The following is a 24,530-nucleotide window of genomic DNA, read 5'->3' as shown; positions in this document are numbered from 1 at the left end:
CCGTATCTGACGGACATGAGCCCCGACGTGACCGAGTTGTTACGCGACCGGCGGACCAACGCATTGGTGAGTTGGGTCGTGATCGCGATACTGGTCACCGTCGTTGCGGGTAGCGTACTGAAGACGCAACTTCTCTGGGCCGCCTTCGCCGCCACCGTCGCCGCACTCGCACTCCTGCCGCCGGTGTTACTGTGGAACCGTGACGCGATGCTCCCGTGGGAGATACTCTTTCTCGCCGCCCTCCCGGTCGTCGGCCGTCTGTTCGCGACGGTGTCCGTGACCGGCAACCTCGCGACGTACCTCTCCATCGCGGCCATCGCGCTCATCCTCGCCGTCGAACTCCACGTGTTCACGCCGGTGAAGATGACGCCGCGGTTCGCCGTCGTGTTCGTCGGCGTGACGACGATGGCCGCCGCCGGCGTCTGGGCCGTCGTCCGCTGGACCGCCGACCAGCTACTCGGGACGACGTTCATCCTGGACCCCGCGCTGACCGAACACGCCATCGAACGCGCGCTCATGTGGGAGTTCGTCGCCTCGACCATCGCCGGGGTCGGCGCTGGTGTCGTCTTCGCGTACTACGTCCGCCGACAGATTGGCACGACCCGGGTTCCCGAGGAGGTGCAACCCGACCTATGAGGATTCGGGACTACCTCGGTATCACCCCCCGTCGACAGCGCCAAGCCTCCCGAGTGATGACGCTCGCGATGGTCGGCATCCTGGCTATCGGTATCGAACGCGGGAGCACGGGCGTCATCGTCAACACTGGGGTCGGTCTGCTGGTGACTCAGCTCCCGCCGCTGTTAGAGCGGGACTTCGGCATCGCGCTGGACCCCGCACTCACCCTGTGGATAACGACGGCGGTGTTCCTCCACGCCGTCGGCGTCCTCGGTCTGCCGTGGTCGGAGACGAACTTCTACGCCGGCATCTGGTGGTGGGACCACGTCACCCACGCGCTGTCGTCGTCGCTCGTCGCCGCCGTCGGCTACACGACGGTCCGGGCGCTCGACCGCCACTCCGATGAGATACACCTCCCGCCGCGGTTCGTGTTCGTGTTCATCCTGCTGTTCGTGCTGGCGTTTGGCGTCGTCTGGGAGGTCATCGAGTTCACCATCACGTTGGTCGCCGAGGCCACCGGCAACGCCACTATCCTCACTCAATACGGCCTCGAAGACACGATGCTGGACCTCGTCTTCGACACTATCGGCGCCGTCGTCGTCGCTATCTGGGGCACCGCTCACCTCACCGACGTCGTCGGGTACGTCGAGGAGTGGCTAGAGACGCGGACCGGGTGAGAAGCGGACCGTTTCGCCGTGGTTAGATCGGGTCTAACAATGTCGAAACCGTAAGTATCTGAACGTGCAGTATGTCACCACAAACCAGACGTTCCGTACTCCGGTCGCTCGGTGCGGCCGGTGCAGTCGTTGGGGTCACTGGCAACGCTATCGCGGGCGGTAGAGGCGCTGCAGACCACCACAAAAAGCTCGCGGCGGTGCGGCGGGCAACGAGGAAGTATCAGGACGTCGCGAAAGCCGAGGCGGACGGATACGTCACCGACGGGCACTGCGTGGCCCACCCCCAAGGGAAGGGGGCCATGGGCGTCCACTACGTCAACTTCCTCGACGCGAACGGGAATCCCACGCACCTCGATAACTCGCTCGACCCGATGAATCCGGAAGTGCTCGTCTACGAACCGAACAACGGGAACATGAACCTCGTTGCCGTCGAGTGGATTTCGACGGAACCGTTCACCATGTTCGGACACGAGTCTCACGAGGGGCCGGGACCGTGGTACTCACTCCACGCGTGGCTCTGGAAGGCGAACCCGAACGGCACCTTCGCGAACTTCAACCCCAACGTCGACTGCTCGAACGGGGAGTGAGTCGTCCCGACGGCGTCGTCCAACGCCGCCGGCCCATGATACTCCTTCACAAAGATATTTGTCGGTACCGCGTGAAGTCCGACCGAGGCGTGCCCGCATCGGACGGTCGTCTCACGACAGCACACGGTGACAACAGATGGTTTTCAAGAAGATCACACTGATCGGAACGAGCTCGGAGAGCTTCGACGCCGCCGCCGACGACGCAATCGAGCGGGCGGAGGCGACACTGGACAACCTGAAGTGGGTAGAAGTGGACGAACTCGGCGTCGAGATAGCGAGCGTCGAGGGTCGTGAGTACCAGGCAGAGGTGACGGTCGCCTTCGAACTCGAAGACTAGGTCCGGAACGACTCGCCACAGCCACACTCGCTGACGACGTTCGGGTTCTCGACGTGGAACCCGGCGCCCTGCAGTCCGCCTTCGTAGTCGAGTACCGACCCCTCGATGTAGTCGATGCTGGCGCCGTCGACGAACACCCGCAGGCCGTGGCGCTCGTAGACGGTGTCGTTCTCCTCCGGTTCGTGATCGAAGCGCATCCCGTAAGAGAGGCCGGCACAGCCACCCTGCTGGACGAACAACCGCAGACCGGCGACGTCGGTGTCCATGTCCTCACTCTCTAGGAGCGCTATCGCTTCCTCGGCGGCTTCCTCGGTGACACCCACGTCCTCGCCACCGAGTTGTGGCTCACCGTCGACGGTGCTGCTCATACTGATAGATGTGCCCCCGAACGTGTTAACACTGACGCCGCTTCGCACCCCACGTCGGGGTTCGCTACGCGCCACGGCTCTCTTCGGTCGCCGTTCCACCGAGGGCCGCGTCTGCGCGCCCCTCGCTATTCGAACCGCTTCCGCACGCTCTCGGCGTGGGCTTCCAGCCCTTCGGCCTCCGCGAGCGTCGTGATCGTCTGGCTGAGGTCTCCCAACGAGTCCTCGGAGAGGCGCTGGACGGTCGTCGACCGGACGAACGTGTCCACGGAGAGGCCGCCAGTGACGCGTGCGGCCCCGCCGGTCGGGAGGACGTGGTTCGTCCCGGCGGCGTAGTCACCGGCCGCCACGGGGCTGTACGGGCCGAGGAAGACCGACCCGGCGGACGGAATCCGGTCCAGCAGCGCCTCGTCGTCGTCGGCCTGTATCGAGAGGTGTTCGGCGGCGTACTCCTCGGCGAACAGCACCCCCTCGCTCATCGACCGGGCGAGGAAGACGCCGGAGGCGTCGTTGTCCAGTGCGCCCCGAATCACGGACTCGCGGTCCCGTTCGCTCGCCTGTTCCTCGACGGCTTCGGCGACGCTCTCGGCGAGGTCGGCGTCGTCGGTGACGGCGACGACGGAGGCGTTCTCGTCGTGTTCGGCCTGTGCGACGAGATCAGAGGCGACCAGTTCCGGGTCGGCCTCGCCGTCGGCGACGACCATGATTTCCGAGGGCCCGGCGAGGAAGTCGATGGCCACGTCGCCGCGCACCTCGGCCTTCGCGGCCGTGACCCAGCGGTTGCCCGGGCCGACGACGATGTCCGTCGCGGTCACCGTCTCGGTGCCGTAGGCGAGGGCGGCGATAGCCTGTGCGCCGCCGACCTGATAGACGGCGTCCGCGCCGGCGACGTGGATGGCCGCCAGCGTGACGGGGTTCACCTCCTCGGCGGGTGGCGTCGCGACGGCGACGTGTTCGACGCCCGCGACCTTCGCGGGGACGACGCCCATAAGCGCGCTGGAGGGGTAGGCCGCGGTGCCGCCGGGGGCGTAGACGCCGGCGCTGTCGAGCGGTCGGAACCGCCGACCGAGTTCCCGCCCGTCGAAGTCCTCGCGCCAGTCTTCGGGCACCTGTCGCTCGTGGAACGCCCGGATGTTCTCGGCGGCGTCCTCGATGGCCGCGCGCACGTCGTCGTCTATCGCCTCGTAGGCGCGTTCGGCGGCGTCGGTGATGTCGACGTTGCCGACTTCCACGTCGTCGAACTCGCTGGCGAAGCGGCGGAGGGCGACGTCGCCCTCTTCGCGGACCTGCGAGACGATGTCCCGGACGTCGTCCCTGACCGCGTCGACGCCGGCGTCCCTCTCGAACAGGGCCGAGCGCTCGTCGGGGCCGAGGTCGGCGACACTGCGTACGTTCATACCCGGTCAACGTGACGGGCGGAAAAACGGGTTTCCCTTCGCCGGTGGTCAGGGCGTGACGCCGATGACCGTCCCGTCCTCGCCGGCGAACGCGAGCGAGTCACCGACGACGAGCCGTGTGAGTCGCGATTCGGCGGCGAACGACCACGCCGTCTCGCCCGTGTCGGCGTCGAGTGCGAGGACGTGCCGGTCCCGGTCGTCCTCGCTCTCCGAACGCTGTATCACCAACTGACCGTCGAGCAGACCGGACGGCCGGGCCAGGTACGCGTCCACCGGTGTCCGCCACGCAATCTCTCCGTCGGACAGCGAGATAGCGGCCGCCTCCTCGTTGACGACGTACAGCGTGCCGTCGGCAACCGGGGCGTCGTAGACGGTCGCGCTCACGTCGGCGCGCCACTCGACCTCGCCGGTCGCCGGGTCGAGACTCGCGACGGCGTCGCCGCCGACGAGCAACTGGTCGCCCACGGCCTGTGTCGTGTAGGCGTTCCACTCGTCGAAGGTCCACGCCTGCGCGCCCGTCGCGGCGTCGATACCGTGGACCGTCGGTTCGCGCGGGTCCGCGGCGCTTACGAGGGCGACGGTGTCGCCCACCACAGAGAGCGTCCGGTACTGATATTCCGGGACGGAGTACGCCCACGCCCGAGTCCCGTCGGTGCCGAACACGTCGAGGACGCCGTAGGCCGGGACGTACACTCGCTCGTCGGTGACGAGGCCGCCGCTCGGGTCGCCGATTTCGACGGCCCACCGTTCGGTCCCGTCGGCGAGCGAGAGCGCGTACAGCGTCTCGCCCGAGGACTGGACGTGGTCGTCGGTGGTCGCCACGTACGCGGTGTCGTCTGTGACGGCGAGGACGTCGAGCCACCAGTCGGTCGGCGAGAAGTCCCATCGTTTCTTTCCTGTCCCGGCGTCGACGGCGTGGAGCCGCTGTGCCGAGTTGAGGCCGTCGCCACCCGCGACGGCCAGCACTATTCCGCCGCCGACCGCCGAGTCCTGAATCTCCCGTCCGGCGTCGTAGGTCCACTGTCGGTTCCCGTCCGAGGAGGACAGCGCGGAAAGCGTCCCGGCGTCGGTCCCGACGTACAGGCTGTCGCCGGTCGGCGTCGGTGGGTTCACCACCGTGCGGGGAGCGACCGGGTCCACGCGACGTGGTCGGCGTCCGCGTACGCCTCTGTCCCGTCGGTCGACGCCCCCGAGTCGTCGGTGGCGTTCGACGACCCGGTTCCGTCACCCGCAGGATTTCGGTCGCCGTCGGTCAGGCATCCGGCTACGCCGGTGGCCGCCGTGAGTGCGAGAAACGCGCGTCGAGAGGGCATATACCCCGATCCTGCCGAGACGGGCACATATCTTCTGGACGGTTCGACGGTGGTTTGAGCGACCGGTGAAAGCGGGCAAAAAGCGCTCAGGCAAGCCACTCGTCGGGCTTGGTGTTGTAGTCGATGTCCGTCGCCGCGAGGTGTTCGACGTCGCTCCACGGGACGTCCTCGATGGTGACTTCGTCGCCGTCGTAGCGTAGTCGCTTGCCGACCTCCTCCGGTTCGGGTTCGCGGTCGCGGCGCTTCGCGACCTCGATGTCGTGGTCGTCGAACTCCTTGGTGATGGTCAGCAGGTTCACCGGCCGCCCCCAGAGTTCGAAGACGCGCTTTAGGACCGCCGTCGCTTGACTCCGGTCGAGCATCACGCCGTTGTACTGGTGGGTCAAGAGCAGTTCGTTGCGGTTCTGGTAGTTGCCGTCCTCGACGACGACGGTCGGTTTGCCGAAGTTCGTGAAGTTCAGCATCAACTTCTTCTTGACGTCGGCGTGGTCCGTCGAGGTGACCCGGTAGTCGCCGGAGGCGTGGGTGTACTCGTAGGTGAAGTAGTCGTTGTCGTCGACGAACTCCTGCGTGAGGAACTCGTCTAAGAACGTCACGTCGTTGTGGCTCTCGCGAATCTCGCGCATCCGCTCCCAGCCGCGGGTGTACTCGACGTCGGCCAGCGCTTCCTCGATGCTGTCGTAGCGCGCGTCGTCGAACATGTAGCGGGAGACGCGCTCCAGTCCCTCCTGTCCGACCCGCGAGACGAACCCGCGATACTGGGGCTTCAGGAGCGAGTAGTGTCGCTGGGCCAGCCCCTCGTAGGTCAGGACCTTCCACGGGTAGCGGTCGACGTCGAACTCGCCGTCGCGGGCCGCTTCGAGGCCCTCGGCGTCCACGCGCGGGTCCTCGGGGTCGAGTTCGTCGAGGTGGCCGGCCACGTCGCGGAGCCACGCGGGCGGTTCGAGGTGCTCTTGTACCTCTGTGAAGTCCACGACGTCGCCGAACGTCCGCCACGTGACGCCGTCGACGCGGAGCAACCGCTCGACCACTTCCCGGCGGTTCTCGGTGTTCTCGACGTACTCCCATATCTCCATGCCGAGTTTGTACGGGTTCAGCCCCGGCGACCCCAGCACCTGCGCCATGTGGTCGGCGTAGAGGACGAATTCGTCGTCGCCGGCGAAGCGTTCGCCGGTCATCATCAGCGACTCCCAGTAGGCCGCCCACCCCTCGTTCATCACCTTCGTCATCTTCTGTGGGGCGAAGTAGTACGCCTCGCGGCGCAACATCTCCAGGACGTCCTTCTGCCAGTCGGTCATCTCGACGGCCTTGCCGGCGTCCTCGTCGTAGGCCATCCCGTGCTTCCTGAGGAACCCGAGGACGTCCTTGTCGGGTTCGGCCGGGAAGGAGACGCCCTCGCCGTCGTCGTCCTGTGCGTCCAACCACTCGTCGTCGAACACCTGCCGCCTGACCTCCTCGGAGAGGTCCAGTTCGTCCAGTTGCTCGGTGACGTCGACGCCCTCGATGTCCTCGAAGTGTTCCTCGGCCGTCTCGACCGGACTGTACGGCTGATGTTGGTCGATGTTGTCCTCCAGACAGAGGACGTGGTCGACGAACCGTTCGACGGCCCCGCGCTCTATCTCGGGGTCCTGCATGTACTCCCGGATGGCGTCGGCGTGTCGGGCCAACATACCGGCGGCGTCCGGGCCTCTGTCCCGGCCTTCTCCGTCCGCCGACCGGGGTGCGCCGTCGCTGAACATCTTGAACCACTTGTTGTTCGCGAAGAAGTCGGCGTGGGCCTCGACGTGCGTGATGACCGCCTTCTGGTCGGCCAGCGTGTTCGACTCCTGTAGGAAGGCGTGGGACGGGTCGTCGTTGTTGACGATTTCGAAGGCCTTCCCGCCGAGGAACTGGCCCTGCTTCTGCTGGCGGTCGTACTGCATCCCCCAGCGCCAGTGCGGGTACCGCTGCTGGAACCCGCCGTAGGCGATGAGTTCGTTCATCTCGTCGTAGTCGACGACCCAGTAGTTCACCGGGTACGGTGTGAGGCCCAGTCGACGAGCGAGTTTGCCCGCCTCCTGAACCGGTTCTTCGAGGTCGTCGGCGATGCGTTGTTTGGCGAATCTGTCGTCGGTGCTCATCCGTTGTCCTCCGTACTCAGTATCTCGTAGATGGCCTCGACCACGTCCCCCGGCGAGGAGACGTAGGCGACGGCGACGTTGTCGCTGTCGCGGAACGTCCGCTCGACTTCCTCGGCGTGGGTGGCGTTGATCGCGTTCCCGCTCGGTTGGGTCTCCACGTAGGCGTGGAGGTTCGCGGGAATCTGCTCCATCAGCGGGATGACCTTCTCCTCGGTGTCGTTCGAGGAGTTCTCGCTGTCGCCCGCCGCGAACACGTAGCGGTTCCACTCGCTCCACGGGTACTCCGCTTCGAGTCGCTGTGCGGCGAGTTCGTACGCACTGGAGATGCGCGTCCCGCCGCCCGAGCGGATGCCGAAGAACTCCTCGCGTTCGACCTCCCACGCGTCGGCGTCGTGGGCGATGTAGACGAACTCGGCGTTGTCGTACTTCCCTTGGAGGTACCAGTCCAGCGGCGTGAACGTCCGTTCGACGAGTTCGCGCTTCTTCTGGCGCATCGACCCGGAGACGTCGCGGATGTTGACCACGACGACGTTCTTCTCGCGCTCCTCGACGATTTCGGGGTAGCGATAGCGCTCGTCCTCCCGGCGGAACGGAATCTCGTCGACGCCCTCGCGTCGGATGCGCGTGGGAGCGTCCTCTTCCTCGACGTTGGCCTCCATCTCCTCGATGGTGTCCCACGCCCCCCGTTCGCTCGACGGGACGTCCTCGTAGGCGTCCTCTATCCACGCCTTCGAGACGGGGATGTTCTTTCCGCGGGCCCACTCGAACACCGTCGCCGGCCCCCAGCCGTCGACTTTCAGCGCCTCGCGGACGTAGTCCTCGTCGAAGTCCATCGCGAGCTTTCGCTTCAGCCCCTTCTTGAACAGGCGTTCGAAGTCCAGCGTCGAGGAGGGGCCGGTTCGGGTGATGTCGGTGAAGTCACCCTCCTTCTCCTCGATGACCTTCTTGCCCTTCGGTTCGAGGTCCAGTCCGAGTTGCTCGTCGAGTTCCTTCGCGAACTCCTCGGGGTCCATCTCGTAGTACTCGTGTTCGCCGCCCTCCTCGCCGGGGTCGCCGTCCTCGTCGCCGTCGTCGCCCGGCTGGGGCTGTGGTTGGCCGACCGGGTCGCCCGGTTCGGCACCGTCACCCTGCCCGACGCCGCCCTTGTCGCGCTGGTCGTAGGCGAACTCCGGGAGGTCGACGATTTTGATGGGGATGCGCACTTCGTCGCCGCGGGACTGCCCCAAATCGCCGTACTGGATGAACTCGGCGAGGTCCTGCCGGCGGTCCTCGCCCACCTCACGGTACCGTTCGAGGTCGTCTTTCAGTCCCATCGGTAACTCACCTGATTCATGACGTGCCGGCTGGTCAGTTCGGCGGCGGCCTCGCTGTAGCCGTGCATGTCGACCATGTTCTCGATAGTCATCTGCTTGAGTCGAGCCGTCTCGGTCCCCGACGGCGGTTCGTCCCACTGTCGGGGATCGAAGTCCTCGAACGTCCGCTTGACGTCGTCCCAGTCGTGGCTCCCGAGGACGGTCTTGATGACCGGAATCTCCTTCGGGGAGACGTCGCCGACGCGGAACTCCTCGTCGCGGCGCTGCCACGCGTGGCGGTTCAGCGCCGTGATTATCTTGTCGGTGCGGAACGCCTCGACGGCCTCGTCGGGGTCGTTGTCGTCGTAGTTCTCCTCGTCGAACCGGCCGAGGTGCTCTATCTCGAACACCTTCATCTTCAGCGGGTCCGGGTCGACGTACTCGCCGCGTTCGTTCTCTATCTGGTCGTCGGAGGCCCACGCGTAGACGTGTTCGATGTACTCTTCGACGGTGGCCTCGTCGACGCGCTTGTCCCGCATCATCGCGTCTAACACGTCTCGCTCCTGTTCGCCGAAGATATGATTCTTCACCGGGACGACGCGCTCCTCGTACTCGGTGGCTTCCGCCGCCGAGAACACCGGGGCGTCGCCCATCCCCTCGGCGACGGCGTTCAGCACGTCTCGGGGCATGATGACGTGTTCGACGGGCAGGTCCGGGTGGTGGCGGTCCTGGGTCTCGTGGAGGAGGTCCGCGACCACGTCACGGACGTAGGTCACGGGGATGCCGTGGTCCCCGTCGTGGTCCGTCGTCTCTAAGTCGTAGTCGTCGATGTCGATTCGCTCGTCGCCCTCCATCAGGTAGCCCCGGTCGAACAGGAGCGCTTTGTCGACGAGGTCCAGTCCGTTCGGGACGTTCGAGGCGTCGAGTCGCGAGGCGACGGCGTACAGCGCGGCGGCCTCGATAGTGTGTGGCGCGAGTTCCTTGTCCGTCGCCGACGCCACGTCGTCACGGACCGAGACGGTCACTGGCTCCTGGATCCACGTCTCCAGTTCCTCCCACGAATCGGGGTCCCAGACAGTCGTCTCGTTGGTCAGTTCCCGCCGGAGCAGTTGGGCCTCAAGCGAGAGGTTCGTCAGGTACGTGAACTCGTGTTTGTCCAGCCGACGTTTCAGCGCCTTCAGCGGGTCCTGTCCCTCTCGGTCGGCGTGCTGGTTCAACTGTGCCTCCAAATCGGGGTTCGAGATGATGACCAGTTGCGTATCGACGTCCATCCCGATGCCCTTGTCCAGTTTGACGCGACTCTCGTCGGGGACGTTCAGCAGTTTCTGGAGCAGGTCGGCGTGCTGTGCGGCGTCTTCGACCACCGTCAGTAGGCCGTTGCCCTGCGAGAGGACGCCGTCGTAGGAGAACGCCTGCGGGTTCTTCCGACCCCGAGAGTCCAGTTCGCGGAGCATGCCGTGCATCCACGACCCGACCAGTCGCTCCTTGGGCGTCCCCTCGTCCTCGGAGTGGAGGACGCCGATGCCGTGTCCCACGTCGACGACGAAGTTTTTCACCCGGAGGTGAGCGGGGTCGGTGACCGCCGAGAACAGGTCCTCGGTGCCCTGCCGTCGGTACTGCTCTTCGAGGTAGTCGTAGGCCTCTCTGGAGAACGGGTCCAGTTCGCCGTCGACGTGAATATCGATGTGATCGTCCAGCCGCTCGTTGATTTCGGCCAGCAGGTCGGTGCGGACGTCCGCCGGGAACACCGTAAGCGGGTGTACCTGCACCGGACTCTCGTACCAGTCGTCCTCGTCTTCGACCGGTGCGTCGCCGTAGGTCAGGGCGCTGTCGCTCCCGCCCGCGCCGGCGACGTTCCACTCGACGGTGTATCGCCGGCCTTCGGGCGTCTTCGAGTACTCCCGGAGGCCGTTGATGAGACACCGCTTCAGTTCGGACTTGCCCGTCGCCGTCGGGCCTTCGAGCCAGACTATCTTCTCGTCTTTCCCGCGCCCCGCGGCGATAGAGCGCAGGTCGTCGACGAAGGCGTTCAGCACCTCCGTATTACCGAGGATGGCGTGTTCCCCGTCGTTGTACGGGTCGTCGAAGAAGCGGTAGCGCTCTTTCTCCTCGCCTTCCTCGATGACGGTGCGCGTGCCCGCCGCCTCGATGGCTGCGAGCATGTACTTCGAGGCGTGTGCGGCTATCCCGGGCGTCTCGAGGACGGTGTCGACGTACTCGGCGAGGCTCATCGGCGCCTCGTAGGTGGCGTCAAGCGAGTCGTCCGCCCGGCCGATGTACTCCTCGCCGCTCATCTAGTCCTCCATCTCGCTTTTAGCGACCTCCGCGCCGGCGAACTCGAGCACTTCACGGGCACCTTCTTCGGAGTAGTCCTGCTCGATCAGGGCGTCTATCCACTGATTGCGCTCGTCGTCGTCCATCTCGCCGGAGGACACCAGCGCCGAGAAGTTGATGTTGTGTTTCTTGTCTTCCCAGAGTTTGCGCTCTAAGGCGCGGCGCAAGCGGTCGTTGTCCTGCGGGTTGAACGTATCGCCCTCGCGTGCTCTCCGTGAGACCCAGTTCGACACTTCCTGCCGGAAGTCGTCTTTTCGGTCTTCGGGCAGGTTGAGTTTCTCCTCGACGGAGCGGAGGAACTGCTCGTCCGGTTCCTGCTCGCGGCCCGTCAGTTCGTCCTCGACGGTGTCGTCGTCGATGTAGGCCATGACGTGGTCCATGTACTTCTCGCCCTGTCGCTGGATCTCGTCCATGTCGTAGGCCAGCGCGTGGCGCACGTCCTCGATGGCCCGTTCCTTGTACTCTTCGCGGACGAGTTCGAGGAAGCGGTAGTACTGGTCGAAGGACTCCTCGTCGATGGAACCGTGGTTCTCTAAGTTGCCTTCGAGGTGGTTGAACGTCGTCAGCGGCGAGAGGAACTGCCTGTCGCGGTGCATCGAGTCCATGATGGCCTCGGCGATCTCGTCGCCGATGAACCGCGGGGAGACGCCGTCCATCCCTTCGCCGATGTCGGCGGTGGTGGCGGCCTCGTCGCGGAGCTTCTTCACGTCGATGTCGTCGGCCTCGTCTATCTCGCCGTTGTAGGCTTTGGCCTTCTGGACGAGGTCGACCGACTCCGTGTCGGGTTCCTCGATGCGGGTGAGGACGCCGAATAGGCCGGCCATCTCCAGCGTGTGCGGTTCGACGTGGATGTCCGGTAAGTCCGCGTTCCGGAGCATCTTGTTGTATATCTTGGCCTCTTCCTCGTACTGGAGGACGTACGGGAAGTCGATGCGTTTCGTCCGGTCGTTGAACGCCTCCATCTTCTCGTCGCCCTTCTTGTCCCGGTACTCGGGCATGTTCGTCCGGCCGACGATGACCTGGTCGATGTCGATACGCGGGTTGTTCTTCGGTTTGATCGTCTGTTCCTGACTGGCGTGCAGGAAGTCATAGAGGAACTCGCGCTGGAGTTTCAGCAGTTCCTCGCCGGAGAAGATGCCGCGGTTGGCGTTACAGAACGCCCCGGAGTAGTCGAACGCTCGCGGGTCGCTCTCGCCGTAGATAGCTATCTTCGAGTAGTTGACGTCGCCGGTCAGTTCCGTCTCGTCCTGGTTCTTCTTGTCTTTGGGTTCGAACGTCTCGATACCCTGTCGCTGGTTCTCGTCGGCGACGAACCGGACGATTTCGACGTGGTTCTCTAAGACGGCCTGCAGGTCGTCGTCGTAGTTGGCCAGCAGGTGGTCCATGTAGAACTCCGAGGCGGGGTCGAGCGCCTGCTCGTTCCGGATGGTGTAGGGGGCGTCGAGTTCCTCGTTGATGTCCTCGATGACCCTGTCTCGCTGGTCCTGTGGCAGCAGCACCATCGGGTCCTGATTCATCGGCGACCGGACCACGTCGTCGGCCGGGTCCTGATCGCCGATGACGTCACAGAGGTTCGTCCAGCGGAACGTGTACATCCGCCCCTCGTCGCGGCGGGTGTAGTCCTCGAAGTACCGACGGACCTGTCGGTCGAAATCGGACTTCCCGGACCCGACGGGACCGAGCAGTAACTTGATTCGTTTCTCTGGACCGAGACCCCGCGCTCCGGACTTGACCTTGTTCACGAACTCGTGTATCGCCTCGTGGACCTCGCGGCCGTAGAAGGTGTTCTCGCCGTCGTGAAGCGGGTCTTCGCTGGCTATCTCGTACTCTACGACGCCGGCGTCCTCGTCGTAGGACGTCCCGTAGTAGTCGAACATGTCCGCGACGCGCTGGTGGGCGTTGCGGGCGATTCGCGGTTCGTCGTACAGTTGGTCGAGATACCAGTCGAAACTCCGCGTCGTCCGGAGATCGGCCGGTATCGTGTCTTGGTACTCCTTGCTCAGCGCTTCCAGTGTCTCTTTGTTCTTGCTCATGCTATCTCTGTGAGTTCGGCACGCGATGGCACGCGGGCACGCAGGGCCAGCGTGTCGGACTCAGTACACCGATGCCACCAACTGCCGCTCCGTGCGTGCAGGCGGGCGGCCGCGGTAGGACCCGTTATTGCGGGCCGGTAGTCGTACCATGCCATGTGTGCTGGCCGGGTGGTCGCGGGGACGGACCCACCCCAGTGGTAACGGGTGACAGTGGGTTACTGTTTCCGATACTATTTAACACATGAGTGCTTCAGCATAAAGAACCTTTTCCCGTTACCCATATAACGCCGGGTTTTCGACGCCTCGAATGAGGACCTAATACGGAGACGGCATCGCTGAGGTACGGATTCACACGAGGGTGAGCGCCGAGACGATTTATAAGTGCCCCTCCCGAAAGCGGGCGACGAGTCAGTAGTCGATAGAGTATTGCCTGCCGAGACGAAGCCGTCGGTATGGACCTCGACGGACTGGCCGACGACTGGACGGTCTGGAACGAGACCGAGGCGAAACTCATCCTCGCGTACCGTCCGGACGTCTTCGACAGCCAGAACTTCCCTGCGCCCTGTCTCCCGACGATATACCTCACACGGGGGAAACGAACCCGCCGACCCGGCCTCGACCGGTCGGGCGATGACTGGTACGTCACCCTGTATCTGGAACCCGAAGTGGACCGCGACGCCGAGTCCTTCGAGGACCGGGCGTCCGCAGTCGACGCCGCCGTCGACCTCGCGAACCGCTTTGCCTCGGGCGAGGTCGACTACCGCTCGCTGTATCAGGTACCGCGCGATGACTACCTCGACGAACTCGACGACCTGACCGGCCGGTCCTGACCCTTAAATTCCGCCCGGATCTATCCCTCACTATGACCACTGTAACGCTCGTCGGGACGCGCCTCGCGGAGGTGGGCGAGGAGTTCGTCTACCACGGCGAGGCCGACGGTTGTGCCGGGTGTCCGTACCGGACCCAGTGTCTCAATCTCACGCCCGGCCGCCGCTATCGCATCACCGAGGTCCGCGAGAGCGGCCAGACGCTCGACTGCGCGATCCACGACACCGGCGTCCGCGCCGTCGAGGTCGAACCTGCCCCCATCCGTGCCAACGTCCCGACCAAAGGTGCCTACGCCGGCAGCAACGCGTCGCTGGCAGGTCCCTGTCCCCACACCGAATGTCCGAGCCACCAGTACTGTGAGCCGATGGGCGCCGAGTTCGACGAGGAGTACCGCATCGAGGAGGTCGTCGGCGACCCGCCACACGACTACTGCATGCTCGACCGGGACCTCACGCTGGTCGAGTTGGACGCCCCCGACGACGCGTGAGCGACACCCCGAGTGCTGATACGGACGCCGACGACTCGCCGTTCGGCCACACGCACTTCGTCGACGACGACTGTCTGGCGAGTCCGCCGGCCGGGAAAGTCGTCCGATTCCGCGAACGACCCGACGACCCCGAAACCGACCCGCTCCGGTTCGACATGTGGCTGGCCGCCGAGGGATCACACGGCCCGATGCGTCACGTCCACCCCGAGCAAGTGGAACGGCTGTCCGTACAGTCCGGGACGATGGGTATCACCCACGAGGGCGACCGACGGCAGTTGACCGCCGGTGCGACGGCCGTCGTCCCTGCCGGCGACGTCCATCGGTTCTGGAACGCCGGGGACGACGTACTCCACGTCAGGGGGTCGGTGACGCCCGGCCTCCGCACCGAACAGTTCATGCGGGTGACCTACGGCCTCGCCCGCGACGGCGCCCCGGTCACGCCGTCGGGGATGCCGCTGAACGCCCTCAGGTTGGCGGTGCTGCTCGACGAGTTCGACGACATGCTGTTGCTCGCGCATCTCCCCATGTGGCTCCAGTTGCTCGGGATTCGCACGACCGCAGTCCTCGGTCGCGCCGTCGGCTACGACAACCGCTACCCCGAGTACCTGCCGGTGAGACGTGAGTGACGGCGTCGACCTCAGTCGAGGACGCCGACGTGATCAGCCGTGTAGCCGAAGACGTCCTCGTACCCTTCCGCAGAGAGGAGGATGGGATGGAACGGTTCGTCGGCGAGGACCTGATCGCCGTCGGCGGCGGCGATGGGTTCACCGGCCGCCAGTTCCTCGAAGTTCCGGGCGTACACCTCGTACTCCTCGGCGGCGGCCTTCGGAATCGGGTCGCCGAGCTGGAACACCGGGAGCGACTCGGTCCGGGTCGGCGCCGGGTCGTCGGTGACGCCCGTCGCGGCGAGGAACTCGCGGATGACCTGTTCGGCGTTGGCGGCCGCCTCCGGTGACCCCTGATACCCACACTCCACCTCGATGGCGGCGGGGACGACCGAGAAGAGTCGGCCCTCGTTGACCCCTTTGGTCTTGACCACGGCGTCGACGGAGAGTTTCGGACAGATGTCACGGACCAGCGTCGTCACGTCGTCGACGAGCGCGAACATGCCGTCGTAGGACTGGGTGGAGTGCAGCGACAGCACGGTACAGCCACGCAGTTCGGCGGCGAGTTCGGCGGCCAGTCGGTCTTCGCGGGCCTCGCTTTCGGGGTCGCCGGGGAACGCTCGATTGAGGTCGGTATCGAGGTATCGCTCGCCGGCGGCCAGCGCCGCCTCGTTGCCGACGACGAACTTCACCGGCCGGGAGACGGTCGGCGGGTCCGTGAGGACCGCCTCGATACCGTCCCGACCGCACGGCTCGTCGCCGTGGATGCTCCCAACGACGGCGACGTCCGGTTCTCCCTCACCCAGTTGTTCCACTCGCATTCGGTCGTAGTTGTGCTCCCGGCCATTAGAGTCGTGTGGATTCCGTGCGGCGACCGAGTGTCAGTCGAGGTCCTCGGCGAACGCGACGTCGGTCTCGTCGGCGACCGGGTAGCCGCCGTCGAGTCGTATCTGCCAGCCGTCGAGCACGCTCGGGTCCTGCAGCGCGTTCGTCACTGTCGTCCGAACGTCCAGTAAGTCGACGCCGTAGTAGTCGTTGGGAACCCCGCGAAAGTACTGCAGCGAGGTGCGAAACAGCGAGCGCATCCCGTCGTCGTCCTCGAAGTCGAAGTGCTTGTAGGCGCCAGCGGCCACCTGTACCATCCCGTGGAGGAACTTACTCTCGGTGGACCCCCGGCCGTAGTTGTACCACTCGTCTTCGAAACAGTCGTGTGAGTCGTGAAACTCCCCGGCGTTGTACAGACGGACGCCGTGAACGACGGCCCGCCGGAGCGTCGCGTGCTCCCACTGCCCGTCCGCCCGCCATCCGGCCGGGTCGCCGTCCGGCGGGGCGACAGTCGGGTCTCGCGTGTGTTCGTCCATACTCCTCGTTCGTGACCTGCATGGGTCAATCCACCGGTCCTCAGAGGTCCTTCCCACACTCGGGACAGACGCTATCCGAGGCCGCCGTCGAGTGGTGACAGCGGGGGCAGACGACGGCGTCTCCCGCCCCCGGGTCGTGATACTCGCCGGTGTTCCGGAGCGCGTAGACGACGATGGCGGCGAGGAGCAACGCTAGAAGGACACCGACGACCGGTAGCGCCCCACCCATCTGAAACGGGGTCGCGAGGGACGGCATACGTCGCCACTCGCGTTCCACGCTGTTAGTCGTTTGCCCGCCGCCACAGTTCCGTACGACATTTATACCACACCGTCGTCAGAACGTGATGCGAGCAACGCGTGCGAGGGTAGCCAAGCCAGGAAACGGCGGCGGACTCAAGATCCGCTCCCGTAGGGGTCCAAGGGTTCAAATCCCTTCCCTCGCACTGTTGGACCGATACGGTCCCTCGCACACAGTGCCGGAAGACTCGCACGGAGCGGTCTTCCCTCGCAAACTCTCTGAACCACACCCACCAGCGGCGGCGCTGGACACCGGCCGCGCCGCGACGGCTCCACCGGCCTGGTCCCGACGTATAGATTGCTCCGTGGTCGGTGCCGACGACGTGGCATTCGGTCGTCTCTACGGAAGATACTCCGTGTGTTCGTCTCTCACTAATATGGATGTGTCAGCCGATCTCTCACATATGAGTAGTTTTATACGGGGACGTGAGTTAACAACTCGCATGGCAACCGACCACTCCGACGGTTCGGGTATCCGAGTGCCACCGCTGGAGAACACGGCGTTTTTCTCCATCGAAGCGGACGACGACTACGTCCGCATCGAGCAGTCGCTCGGGAACCAGGTACTGTACACGCCCGAGGAGGCCCGGGACATCGCACAGTCCATCTTGGACGCCGTCGACGAGGCCAGCCACGAGTAGTCTCTCTTTTCCTGAAACCGAGGTGGTAAGTCCCCAGCCCTGCCAGCCCCGGGCATGCCAGATGCACATCACCGAGCGGCGCTCGCCGAACGTGCTGCCCGGGCCGGGGGCGTCGTCGCGCGGCAGGCGTTCCGTGGCGACCTCGCCGTCGAGACGAAGGCCAACAAGAACGACCTCGTGACAGAGGCCGACCGGGACGCGCAGGGACAGGTCGTCGCGACGGTCCGTGAGGAGTTCCCCAACGACGCGTTCGTTCTGGAAGAGGACGTGGTCACGTTGAGCGGGCCCGAGACCGGCGAGACCGACCCGTCCGTCCTCGACGAGGTCCCGGCGACCGGACCGGTGTGGGTCGTCGACCCGATAGACGGGACCGCGAACTTCGTCCGCGGGAACCGGACGTGGGCGACGAGCGTCACCGCAGTCGAGGACGGCGAACCGGTCGGGTCGGCCACCTACCTCCCGTCCGAGGGCGACCTCTTTGCCGCCGGACCGGAGAGCGCGACGCGGGACGGCGCGACCCTCTCCGTGAGCGAGCGCAGCGACCCCGAGACGTTCGCCGTCGCGCCGGTCGGCTGGTGGGACCGTGACGACCGAACCGAGTTCGCCGACCTGTGTGGCGCCGTCGTCGGCCGGTTCGGCGACATGCGGCGCATCGGGAGCTTTCAGGCCACGCTCGCGTACGTCGCCGACGGGGCGCTGGACGGGGCCGTCTGCACGAACCCGAACCACCCGTGGGACACGCTGGCCGGTGTCCACATGGTCCGACAGGCCGGCGGGACGGTGACCGATGCCGACGGCGAGCGCTGGCGCCACGACAGCGACAGCCTCGTCGCCTCGAACGGCGAAGCACACGCGGAACTGGTCGCGGCGGCGACGGACGCGCTGGCCTGAGTCGTTCCCGTCGGTCCGCCGTGTCGGTGTCGCAGCACCCACGCACGCGACCGGAAACCTGAAACCGACGCACGCCGGTGACTCGGCCATGAACACGTTCGAGCAGGTCGTCGACGAGTACGGGGCCGGGCGCCTCTGGGTCGCCTCGTTCGTCGCCATCCTCGTAGCCGGTTTGGGTGCGGTCCTCGCGTTCCCGCGTGCCGTCTGGGACCGGTTCCTCTGGCACTACTTCTGGGGACCAGTGTACGCCGACGCCGAAGCCGCGAGCTGTGCCGTGATGACCGACAGCGGCCCGGAACCGCTGTACGAGGGCTGTACCGCCGCGGTCCAGCAGGGCCGTATCGTGGCCGAACCCGGCTACACCGTCGTCTCCGAAATCGGGTACATGCTGATTCTGGTGTACATGCTCGTCGGCGTCTATCTCCTGTTGGATCGACTGGAGATCGCCGAGGACCCGAAACTGTACTTCGCGTTCGTACCGTTCATGCTGCTGGGCGGGGCGCTCCGAACGGTCGAAGACGCGACCGACCGAGCGATCGAAGCCGGGTTCGCACCCATCGTCGACTATCCGCTCAGTTCGCTCATCATCAGCCCGGTCATCTACGGCACGTTGTTCGTCGTGACGCTGGCGACGCTGATTCTCTGTCTCAGACTCGACCGGGAGGGGTACGTCGATAGTTACTACCGGTCGACTGCGGCGGTCGGCGGCGTCCTCGTCGCCGTGACGGTTCTCTATCTGACTGGCGTGGCGACGACCACGGAGTACTCGACGCTGTACCCGTCGGTCCTGCTCACGACCGTCGGGTTGGCGACAGTGCTGTCCTACGGCCTGTATCGCGCCTTCGAGTCGTTCGCCCCCGAGGTCAACGACGGCACCGGCTACATCGGATTGGTCGTCATCTGGGGCCACGCCATCGACGGCGTCGCGAACGTCGTGTTGGCCGACTGGCTGGACGTGCTGAACGTCCCGCTGACCTACTACCCGAAACACCCGGCCAACGCGTTCATCATCGCGACGACCGAGGCGCTCCAGCCCGCCGGCCTGACCGCCGCCATCGGTACCTCGTGGCCGTTCCTCGTCGTGAAACTCGTGGTCGCGTCGCTCGTCGTCTGGCTGTTCAACGACGAGTTCATAGACGAGAGCCCGCGCTACGCGTTGCTGTTGCTCGTCGCCGTCACCGCGGTCGGTCTCGGACCGGGGACGCGGGACATGCTGCGGGCCACGTTCGCCATCTGATTCAGAACTCTCGCAGCGCCGACTCGGGGTAGTGTCGCACCCCGCAGTTCGGACATTCCGCGACCGCCACCGGCGACCCGTCGGTCGCCGTGGTCTCTACGCGCACGAGGTCGTGTCCGCAATCGCTACACGGGAGGTCGAACTCTGTCACCATGTGTGTCCATGCGCTGTGATACCGCCTATCACACGACGGTAACTGACGACGCGGCTCGTATTAAACTAACCGGTAATCGAGTCAGGGGAACGGATGGTGGTCTCGGCCCAGTCGTGGCTCGAAGCCGAGGGCCGTCGGCACCGTCTCCGTGCGGTCGCCGAAGTAGCTCTCGTCGAAGAACAGCGGTTGGGCGGTCGGACAGAACGCCCGGACCGCCTCGAACCCCATCAGTTCGAGGTCCGGCGTCGTGAGTCGGCTTGCGAACGGGGACAGACCAGCATCCACCACCCGGTCGACGAGTTCGTCGAGTTCGGCCCCACCGGTCGGCACGGAGTCGGGACCGACGCTCGATATGGGCACGGCCGTCGCCGTCTCGGTCAGCGACGCGGCCGCTTCCGGTCGGTCCGCGTACCATCCGATTGCCCCGTCGGCGTCCGCGGCGTCCTCCGGCCCCATCCCGCGGAGTTCCATCCAGTTCTGGAGCGCTTCTTCGAGCGCCCCGACGGCCGCCTCGGCCGGGTCGAGGCGGGCCGACGACCCCAGCGCGAACTTCGGCCACGTCTCGCGTTCGAGGGCGACGGCGACGACGGGCACGTCGACGTCCTGCGTGAGCAACAGCGCCGTCACGTCGAGGTCCTCCGAGCGGGCACGTCGCCGGAGCGCGTCGAACGTCTCGTTGCCCTCGACGACGACTTCCAGCGGGTCGTAGGTGGCGTACCACGAGAGCATCGCCGCGTCGCGTTCGACCACTTCGTAGAGGCCCGAGAGGAGCGCGTCGGTCTCCGAACTTCCCAGTCCGAGTCCCGTCGTCGTCGCCGGGCGGACGGCGTGGGATGGCGGCGGGTAGACGACTACTTCTGCCGGAGCGAGGCGCTGTGTACCCGTGCCGAGGTTCTCTGCAGGGACCCACGGTACGGCCTCACCCCCGCCCCACGCGCCGCCGTCGGGGGCGACGAACTCTGCTGGGTCGAGGCGCTCTGCCACCGCCTCGCCGGTCCCCGAGACCATCTCCGCCGCTCGGTAGACGCCGGCGGCGTACCGTTCGTAGCTCTCGCCGAGCGCCTTCATGAACGCCGAGTCCCAGTCCGTCGCGACGCCGGCGGCCTGCTGTGGGGCCGTCACGTCGCTGAACCGGGCGGTGTCCGTGAGCTCCGCGAGGTAGTACGGCGCCGGGAACGACTCGGCCTCGCCCACGTTCCGGACGATACCGACTCGCTCGTCGAGGCCGGCCTCCGCGCGGGACAACGCCTCTCGGTCGTGGTCACGGTCCCCAGCGTGAGTGAGCGTCCACCGTTCCGCGTCTCGACACGCACACCCCGGGACTGGGAGGAACTGTCGCTCGGTGTGGGGCAGTTCGAGCACCGTCCCGACGACGACGCCCTCCCCGGCGAGCGCCTGTTCGATTCGTCGTCCCGCGACGGCACCGGCGAACCGTTGCGTACTGGCGGCGGGGGCCCCTGCGGGGTCGGATTGCTGGTCGGCGTTCGAGCGCACGCGTTCGGTCAGACAGTCGTAACAGCCGGTTTGTGGGCCGAATCCGGCGATTGCGGCGTCGGTGACGGGGACGCCACCGATGCCGCCGAGTTCGACGGCTACCCACGGCGTCCCGGTCGCTCTCGCACGCTCGTTCGCAGTGCCGAACAGGTCGGCCGTGACCTGCCCGACGACGACGCTCAGGTCGGCGTCGCCGGTGAGCGGGTCCTCCCGCCGAACTACCTCAGACGGCGTCTCCGCCAGCGCCGCGACCAACGACTCGACGGCGGGACCGCTCCCGACGACTTCGACAGTACTCATGTCCGGGAAAACACAGAGGGGGCGGAAAAACCTATGCGGCCAGCAGGCTCTGTGCGACCGTCGCCAGTTCGTCGGCGTCGGCGCTTTCGAGGCGCTCGTCTCCGAGCATCAGGCGGAGGCGCGGACGCCCGACGTCGATGGGGACTTTCTCTGTGTCGATGAGCCCCATGTCTTCGAGTTTGGTCTTCGTCCGGGAGAACGTCGCTTTGCTCGCCAGCCCGACGTCCTCGCCCCACTTGCTGATGTCGTACAGCAGTTCGCCGTTCCGGGCGGCCACCAGCAGACTGATCGTCACTTCGTCGAGGCCGTCGCCGTCGCCGCGCGCGGTCGTGAGCGACCCGAGGACGCTGTCGAAGTCCGCCGCGGTCGCTTCGCCGATCTCGCTCTCTAGCGTGCTACGGACGGTAGTGATTGGTGGTGTTCGGAGGGAGTACGCTTCAGCCCCCTCCCACGTGGTCTCGTAGTACTCGTATGCCCCGTCTACGAACTCGCTGTCGTCGGTCCCCAGACCGCCGACAGCGTCGCCGATGGTCACGAGCGCGAAGACGCTGTCGGCCGTGACTGCGACCGAGTGGGTCGGCACGTGCGCCAACAGTCGCATCGTCAGGTCGCCGCTCTCGACGAGGTCGGCGGCCGTACTCGCCACCAGAAAGTCGTCCATGACGTCTTTCAGGGCTCGTTCGTCCGCAAGCAGCCGCACTTCCGGAGGCTCTGTCTGTTCGTCTAACGTCGTCACGAGTGCCGAGATGGTGTCTCGGTCCGGGTTCACGACGTATATCGGGTCGTCGGCGTCGTCGAACACCGACGACAGCATCGCACCGACGTCGTCGTTCAATAGGGTTGCACTCATTGTCCCAATGTATGTATTGTGGCTTGTAACATTTAATTTCATCGGCCGATTCGAGTTGAATTCTTGAACACACCAGCCACAGGCACCTTTACGACGACTTAAATATATGTTCCGGCCCAGCTATCACAAACGAAACTCGATGGCGCTACTGGGTGTGTTCTGTGGTCGCTATCGGCGGACTAGTGACCCTCTGTGATAATCGCTGGGATATTATGCCGACGCGCGCAGCCGAGTCGCGAGGGTACGGGACCAGTGGAACCCCCCGTCGAAGATGACGGGAACCGAGACCGATTCGAGCGTGTCGACGAGCGTCTCCTCGGTGACCGTCTTCTCGGTTCGTCGTCCGTTCAGCGCGACTTCGCCGTCGAACGGGAGCGCGTACCCGTCGCCGGCGCGCGGGGTCACCACCTCACAGACGAGGTCGTACCCGTCTGCCGTCTCCTGCACCCAGACGACGACCGGGTCGGTCGGGCTCGGCAAGAGTGCGTACGTGCCGTCACCGACGACGGCGTAGTCGTGACCCATCATGATACGCCGCCGAGCCAACTGGAGGGCCCGCTGTATGCTGAACCCGTTGCTCAACAGGCGAGCGAACGCGGTGCCGACCATCGCCGCGTGTCGGTCGAGGACGTCGTTGAACGTCACCGCACCGGCTACCGCCCCGCGCTCGACGAGGTCCAGCCCCTCCTCGTAGGAGCCACAGGCGTTGAGGAAGAACGTCGGAGTCCGTGCGTGCGATAGCTCGGCTGCCGAGAGGTTGCCGTCGGGACACCGCAGTCCGTCGTCGTCGCAGTGACCGATGAAGTGAACGAAGTCGTTCTCCGCCTCGAAGACGTCGGCGAGTTCGACCGTCGTCAACGACTCACTGACCGTGACGTCCATCGGGAGATCCGCTGCGCGATAGATCTCCGTGACCGTCCCCTGCTCGTCGCTCATCTGAGTGTCGTTCAGTACGACCGAGACCTGCATACGGTCGTTGTCGCGGTCCCGGAACCGATACCGGTTCTCGTAGGCCGTCGTCGTCGTCTTGAACGCGTCGATGGGCGTTCCCGGCGCGAGCCACGCCTGCACCCGACTGTTTCCCCCGCGCGGGTCGAGGACAGACGATTGTCGAGCGCTCCCGCGGGTCGGATACGCGTCCGAGAGCGTTCGGTCGAGGAGATCGTTCCGGTCCAGTTCCGACCCCTCCGAGAGGTAGACGAGGCTCAGTTTGTCGAGCAGGAAGGGGAGACAGCGCGCCCTGTCGTGTGAGGGCCGTGCGTGCGTCGAGAGGTGCCACTCGGGGGCGGCAGCTCGGACCGTCTCCGTCGGGGTCGAGAGATACCGCTCCAGTCTGCCCGCGGGCGACAGTGTCCGCACCGACTGCCGGTCGAGCGAACACGCCTCGAGGAGTTCCGGAGCCGATTCGGGACTCATCCGACGGACGAGACAGTCGAGGTAGAACACCTGTTGTAGCAACGACGCGACTTCTTTCTGGAACGTCGGAAGCGGACTGAACTCGTGTCTGACGTCGGTTCCTGTAGCGGTCAGTATGGGCCGTTCACGGTCGTCGACGCACACCTCCGCACCGAGGTAGTACGCGAGCGGCGCCGCGACGAACAGTGACTCGACGGTCGACGGCAGACACAGTTCGATACCCGTCGTCGGCCGTTGTTCCGCGATACTGTCGGGAATCGACACTGTCTCGCCGGTCGTCAGGAGTGGCGGGTGGTCCCGCTGGTTCGGATGCGAACGCGAGGGGCTGGTGGTGTGGTGGGCCGCGCTCAGATAGGAGATGCCCGTCGCGAGGCCAGCGGCCGTTTCGGGGACCTGCACGCGGGGGAGGCCGATGGTCGTCTCTCTGGACCCGACGGTGACGGATTTCGACTCCCACAGCGAGAGGACGGTCCCGTCACAGGTCGGGCGAAGCGATGCAGGACCGTCGAACCGCACGTACAGGCGGAGGGCGTTGCTGGCCAGTGGGTCGCCCGAAGCAGCGTCCGGGGTCGTCTCGGTCGTCCCGCTCAGGAGGAACGACCCGGCCGGCAGTTCGGAGGCCGTCGCGAGCGTGTACTGTGCGTTACAGTCCAGCGCCGTCACGGTGACGTCGTCACACGGCACGAGGAGTTGTGCCGCCTCGCCGCTGTAACACTCGTCCGTCGGTCGCGGTATCGCCTCCCCGCTTTTCTGCCGTCGGTTCGTTAACTGTTCTAGCAGGGCTGTCGAGCACACTGGCTCCTCGTCGCTGACAGATGCGAGTTCAGTCCCACCAGTACTCGCATCTGTCACCCCCCAGGTGACCATGTGATACCCACTGCGTCCTTCTGGATTATATA

25 protein-coding genes and 1 tRNA gene are annotated in these 24,530 nt (G+C 65.7%); 11 read left to right on the top strand and 15 right to left on the bottom strand.

The genetic code is table 11. The features are described 5' to 3' along the window. Positions 1-15 precede the first annotated feature (15 nt). The 4 genes from IEY28_RS05845 to IEY28_RS05830 all read left to right on the top strand — a co-directional run bounded on the left by IEY28_RS05845 (position 16) and on the right by IEY28_RS05830 (position 2,216). Complete coding sequence (locus IEY28_RS05845) at positions 16-636, top strand: hypothetical protein (RefSeq protein WP_188995397.1); 621 nt, start codon at positions 16-18, stop codon at positions 634-636. Continuing rightward, the gene (locus IEY28_RS05840) at positions 633-1,292 is read left to right on the top strand and encodes a DUF2238 domain-containing protein (protein WP_188995395.1); all 660 of its coding nucleotides are present in this window, start codon (positions 633-635) and stop codon (positions 1,290-1,292) included. Before IEY28_RS05845 ends, IEY28_RS05840 begins: the two co-directional genes overlap by 4 nt. Positions 1,293-1,363: 71 nt before the next feature. Continuing rightward, the gene (locus IEY28_RS05835) at positions 1,364-1,879 is read left to right on the top strand and encodes a hypothetical protein (RefSeq protein WP_188995393.1); all 516 of its coding nucleotides are present in this window, start codon (positions 1,364-1,366) and stop codon (positions 1,877-1,879) included. Between the two features lie 136 nt (positions 1,880-2,015). Continuing rightward, positions 2,016-2,216: a dodecin gene (locus tag IEY28_RS05830; protein WP_166970634.1), complete on the top strand. Its 201-nt coding sequence runs from the start codon at positions 2,016-2,018 to the stop codon at positions 2,214-2,216. Here IEY28_RS05830 and IEY28_RS05825 read toward each other — a convergent pair. From IEY28_RS05825 to IEY28_RS05790, 8 genes are all read right to left on the bottom strand, one after another. Then, positions 2,213-2,584 carry a HesB/IscA family protein gene (locus tag IEY28_RS05825; protein ID WP_166970632.1) on the bottom strand — a complete coding sequence of 124 codons (372 nt, stop codon included), beginning with the start codon at positions 2,582-2,584 and terminating at the stop codon, positions 2,213-2,215. The two genes, IEY28_RS05830 and IEY28_RS05825, sit on opposite strands and share 4 nt — an antisense overlap. Positions 2,585-2,709: 125 nt before the next feature. Then, the gene (gene hisD / locus IEY28_RS05820) at positions 2,710-3,978 is read right to left on the bottom strand and encodes a histidinol dehydrogenase (protein ID WP_188995391.1); all 1,269 of its coding nucleotides are present in this window, start codon (positions 3,976-3,978) and stop codon (positions 2,710-2,712) included. A gap of 48 nt (positions 3,979-4,026) precedes the next feature. Continuing rightward, the gene (locus IEY28_RS05815) at positions 4,027-5,118 is read right to left on the bottom strand and encodes an outer membrane protein assembly factor BamB family protein (protein ID WP_188995389.1); all 1,092 of its coding nucleotides are present in this window, start codon (positions 5,116-5,118) and stop codon (positions 4,027-4,029) included. Continuing rightward, entirely contained in the window at positions 5,088-5,291 is a 204-nt protein-coding gene (locus IEY28_RS05810) for a twin-arginine translocation signal domain-containing protein (protein ID WP_188995387.1), read from the bottom strand. Before IEY28_RS05810 ends, IEY28_RS05815 begins: the two co-directional genes overlap by 31 nt. Before the next feature lie 86 nt (positions 5,292-5,377). Continuing rightward, on the bottom strand, positions 5,378-7,411 hold the full coding sequence (locus tag IEY28_RS05805) for a SpoVR family protein (RefSeq protein ID WP_188995384.1): 2,034 nt from the start codon (positions 7,409-7,411) through the stop codon (positions 5,378-5,380). Continuing rightward, the gene (locus tag IEY28_RS05800) at positions 7,408-8,724 is read right to left on the bottom strand and encodes a YeaH/YhbH family protein (protein ID WP_188995382.1); all 1,317 of its coding nucleotides are present in this window, start codon (positions 8,722-8,724) and stop codon (positions 7,408-7,410) included. The genes IEY28_RS05805 and IEY28_RS05800 overlap by 4 nt, the downstream gene beginning before the upstream one ends. Continuing rightward, complete coding sequence (locus IEY28_RS05795; RefSeq protein ID WP_188995381.1) at positions 8,715-10,997, bottom strand: PrkA family serine protein kinase; 2,283 nt, start codon at positions 10,995-10,997, stop codon at positions 8,715-8,717. Before IEY28_RS05795 ends, IEY28_RS05800 begins: the two co-directional genes overlap by 10 nt. After that, positions 10,998-13,070 carry a PrkA family serine protein kinase gene (locus IEY28_RS05790; protein WP_188995379.1) on the bottom strand — a complete coding sequence of 691 codons (2,073 nt, stop codon included), beginning with the start codon at positions 13,068-13,070 and terminating at the stop codon, positions 10,998-11,000. A gap of 452 nt (positions 13,071-13,522) precedes the next feature. Between IEY28_RS05790 and IEY28_RS05785 the strand changes: the two genes are divergently transcribed. Genes IEY28_RS05785 through IEY28_RS05775 form a run of 3 tightly spaced genes read left to right on the top strand, consistent with a single transcriptional unit; the run spans position 13,523 to position 15,011 of the window. After that, a complete protein-coding gene (locus IEY28_RS05785; RefSeq protein ID WP_166970620.1) occupies positions 13,523-13,900 on the top strand; it encodes a DUF5820 family protein in 378 nt (125 codons plus the stop codon). Positions 13,901-13,932: 32 nt separating this feature from the next. After that, entirely contained in the window at positions 13,933-14,385 is a 453-nt protein-coding gene (locus tag IEY28_RS05780) for a UPF0179 family protein (protein WP_188995377.1), read from the top strand. Further along, positions 14,382-15,011, top strand: a complete 630-nt coding sequence (locus IEY28_RS05775; RefSeq protein WP_188995375.1) for a cupin domain-containing protein — start codon at positions 14,382-14,384, stop codon at positions 15,009-15,011. The genes IEY28_RS05780 and IEY28_RS05775 overlap by 4 nt, the downstream gene beginning before the upstream one ends. 11 nt (positions 15,012-15,022) lie before the next feature. Here IEY28_RS05775 and IEY28_RS05770 read toward each other — a convergent pair whose 3' ends face one another. From IEY28_RS05770 to IEY28_RS05760, 3 genes are read right to left on the bottom strand one after another with little or no spacing between them, the layout of a single operon-like run. Continuing rightward, complete coding sequence (locus tag IEY28_RS05770; RefSeq protein WP_188995373.1) at positions 15,023-15,811, bottom strand: M14 family metallopeptidase; 789 nt, start codon at positions 15,809-15,811, stop codon at positions 15,023-15,025. Positions 15,812-15,871: 60 nt separating this feature from the next. Further along, positions 15,872-16,351, bottom strand: a complete 480-nt coding sequence (locus IEY28_RS05765; RefSeq protein WP_188995371.1) for a DUF309 domain-containing protein — start codon at positions 16,349-16,351, stop codon at positions 15,872-15,874. A 40-nt stretch (positions 16,352-16,391) separates the two neighbouring features. After that, on the bottom strand, positions 16,392-16,607 hold the full coding sequence (locus IEY28_RS05760; RefSeq protein ID WP_188995369.1) for a hypothetical protein: 216 nt from the start codon (positions 16,605-16,607) through the stop codon (positions 16,392-16,394). Between the two features lie 103 nt (positions 16,608-16,710). On the opposite strand from IEY28_RS05760, the gene IEY28_RS05755 reads away from it, so the two are divergent. The 4 genes from IEY28_RS05755 (at position 16,711) to IEY28_RS05740 (ending at position 19,417) form a co-directional block, all read left to right on the top strand. After that, a tRNA-Leu gene (locus IEY28_RS05755) sits at positions 16,711-16,794 on the top strand. Between the two features lie 297 nt (positions 16,795-17,091). Further along, positions 17,092-17,289 (top strand): hypothetical protein, encoded by a 198-nt coding sequence (locus tag IEY28_RS05750; protein ID WP_188995367.1) that lies wholly within the window; start codon positions 17,092-17,094, stop codon positions 17,287-17,289. 54 nt (positions 17,290-17,343) lie between these two features. Further along, positions 17,344-18,180, top strand: coding sequence for an inositol monophosphatase family protein (locus IEY28_RS05745; RefSeq protein ID WP_188995365.1), 837 nt, complete (start codon positions 17,344-17,346; stop codon positions 18,178-18,180). A gap of 88 nt (positions 18,181-18,268) precedes the next feature. Beyond that, entirely contained in the window at positions 18,269-19,417 is a 1,149-nt protein-coding gene (locus IEY28_RS05740) for a DUF63 family protein (protein ID WP_188995363.1), read from the top strand. Position 19,418: 1 nt separating this feature from the next. Here IEY28_RS05740 and IEY28_RS05735 read toward each other — a convergent pair whose 3' ends face one another. From IEY28_RS05735 to IEY28_RS05720, 4 genes are all read right to left on the bottom strand, one after another. Further along, positions 19,419-19,571, bottom strand: a complete 153-nt coding sequence (locus IEY28_RS05735; RefSeq protein WP_188995362.1) for a hypothetical protein — start codon at positions 19,569-19,571, stop codon at positions 19,419-19,421. An 81-nt stretch (positions 19,572-19,652) separates the two neighbouring features. Further along, entirely contained in the window at positions 19,653-21,365 is a 1,713-nt protein-coding gene (locus IEY28_RS05730; protein ID WP_188995360.1) for a YcaO-like family protein, read from the bottom strand. 31 nt (positions 21,366-21,396) lie between these two features. Further along, the gene (gene tbsP / locus IEY28_RS05725; RefSeq protein WP_188995358.1) at positions 21,397-22,215 is read right to left on the bottom strand and encodes a transcriptional regulator TbsP; all 819 of its coding nucleotides are present in this window, start codon (positions 22,213-22,215) and stop codon (positions 21,397-21,399) included. 210 nt (positions 22,216-22,425) lie between these two features. Next, positions 22,426-24,498 carry a hypothetical protein gene (locus IEY28_RS05720; protein ID WP_188995356.1) on the bottom strand — a complete coding sequence of 691 codons (2,073 nt, stop codon included), beginning with the start codon at positions 24,496-24,498 and terminating at the stop codon, positions 22,426-22,428. Positions 24,499-24,530 lie beyond the last annotated feature (32 nt).

It is taken from the genome of Haloarcula pellucida (genome assembly GCF_014647235.1).
Taxonomy (GTDB): domain Archaea; phylum Halobacteriota; class Halobacteria; order Halobacteriales; family Haloarculaceae; genus Haloarcula; species Haloarcula pellucida.
Note: the sequence above shows the minus strand (reverse complement) of the source record. Positions and strands in the feature narration are given on the sequence as shown.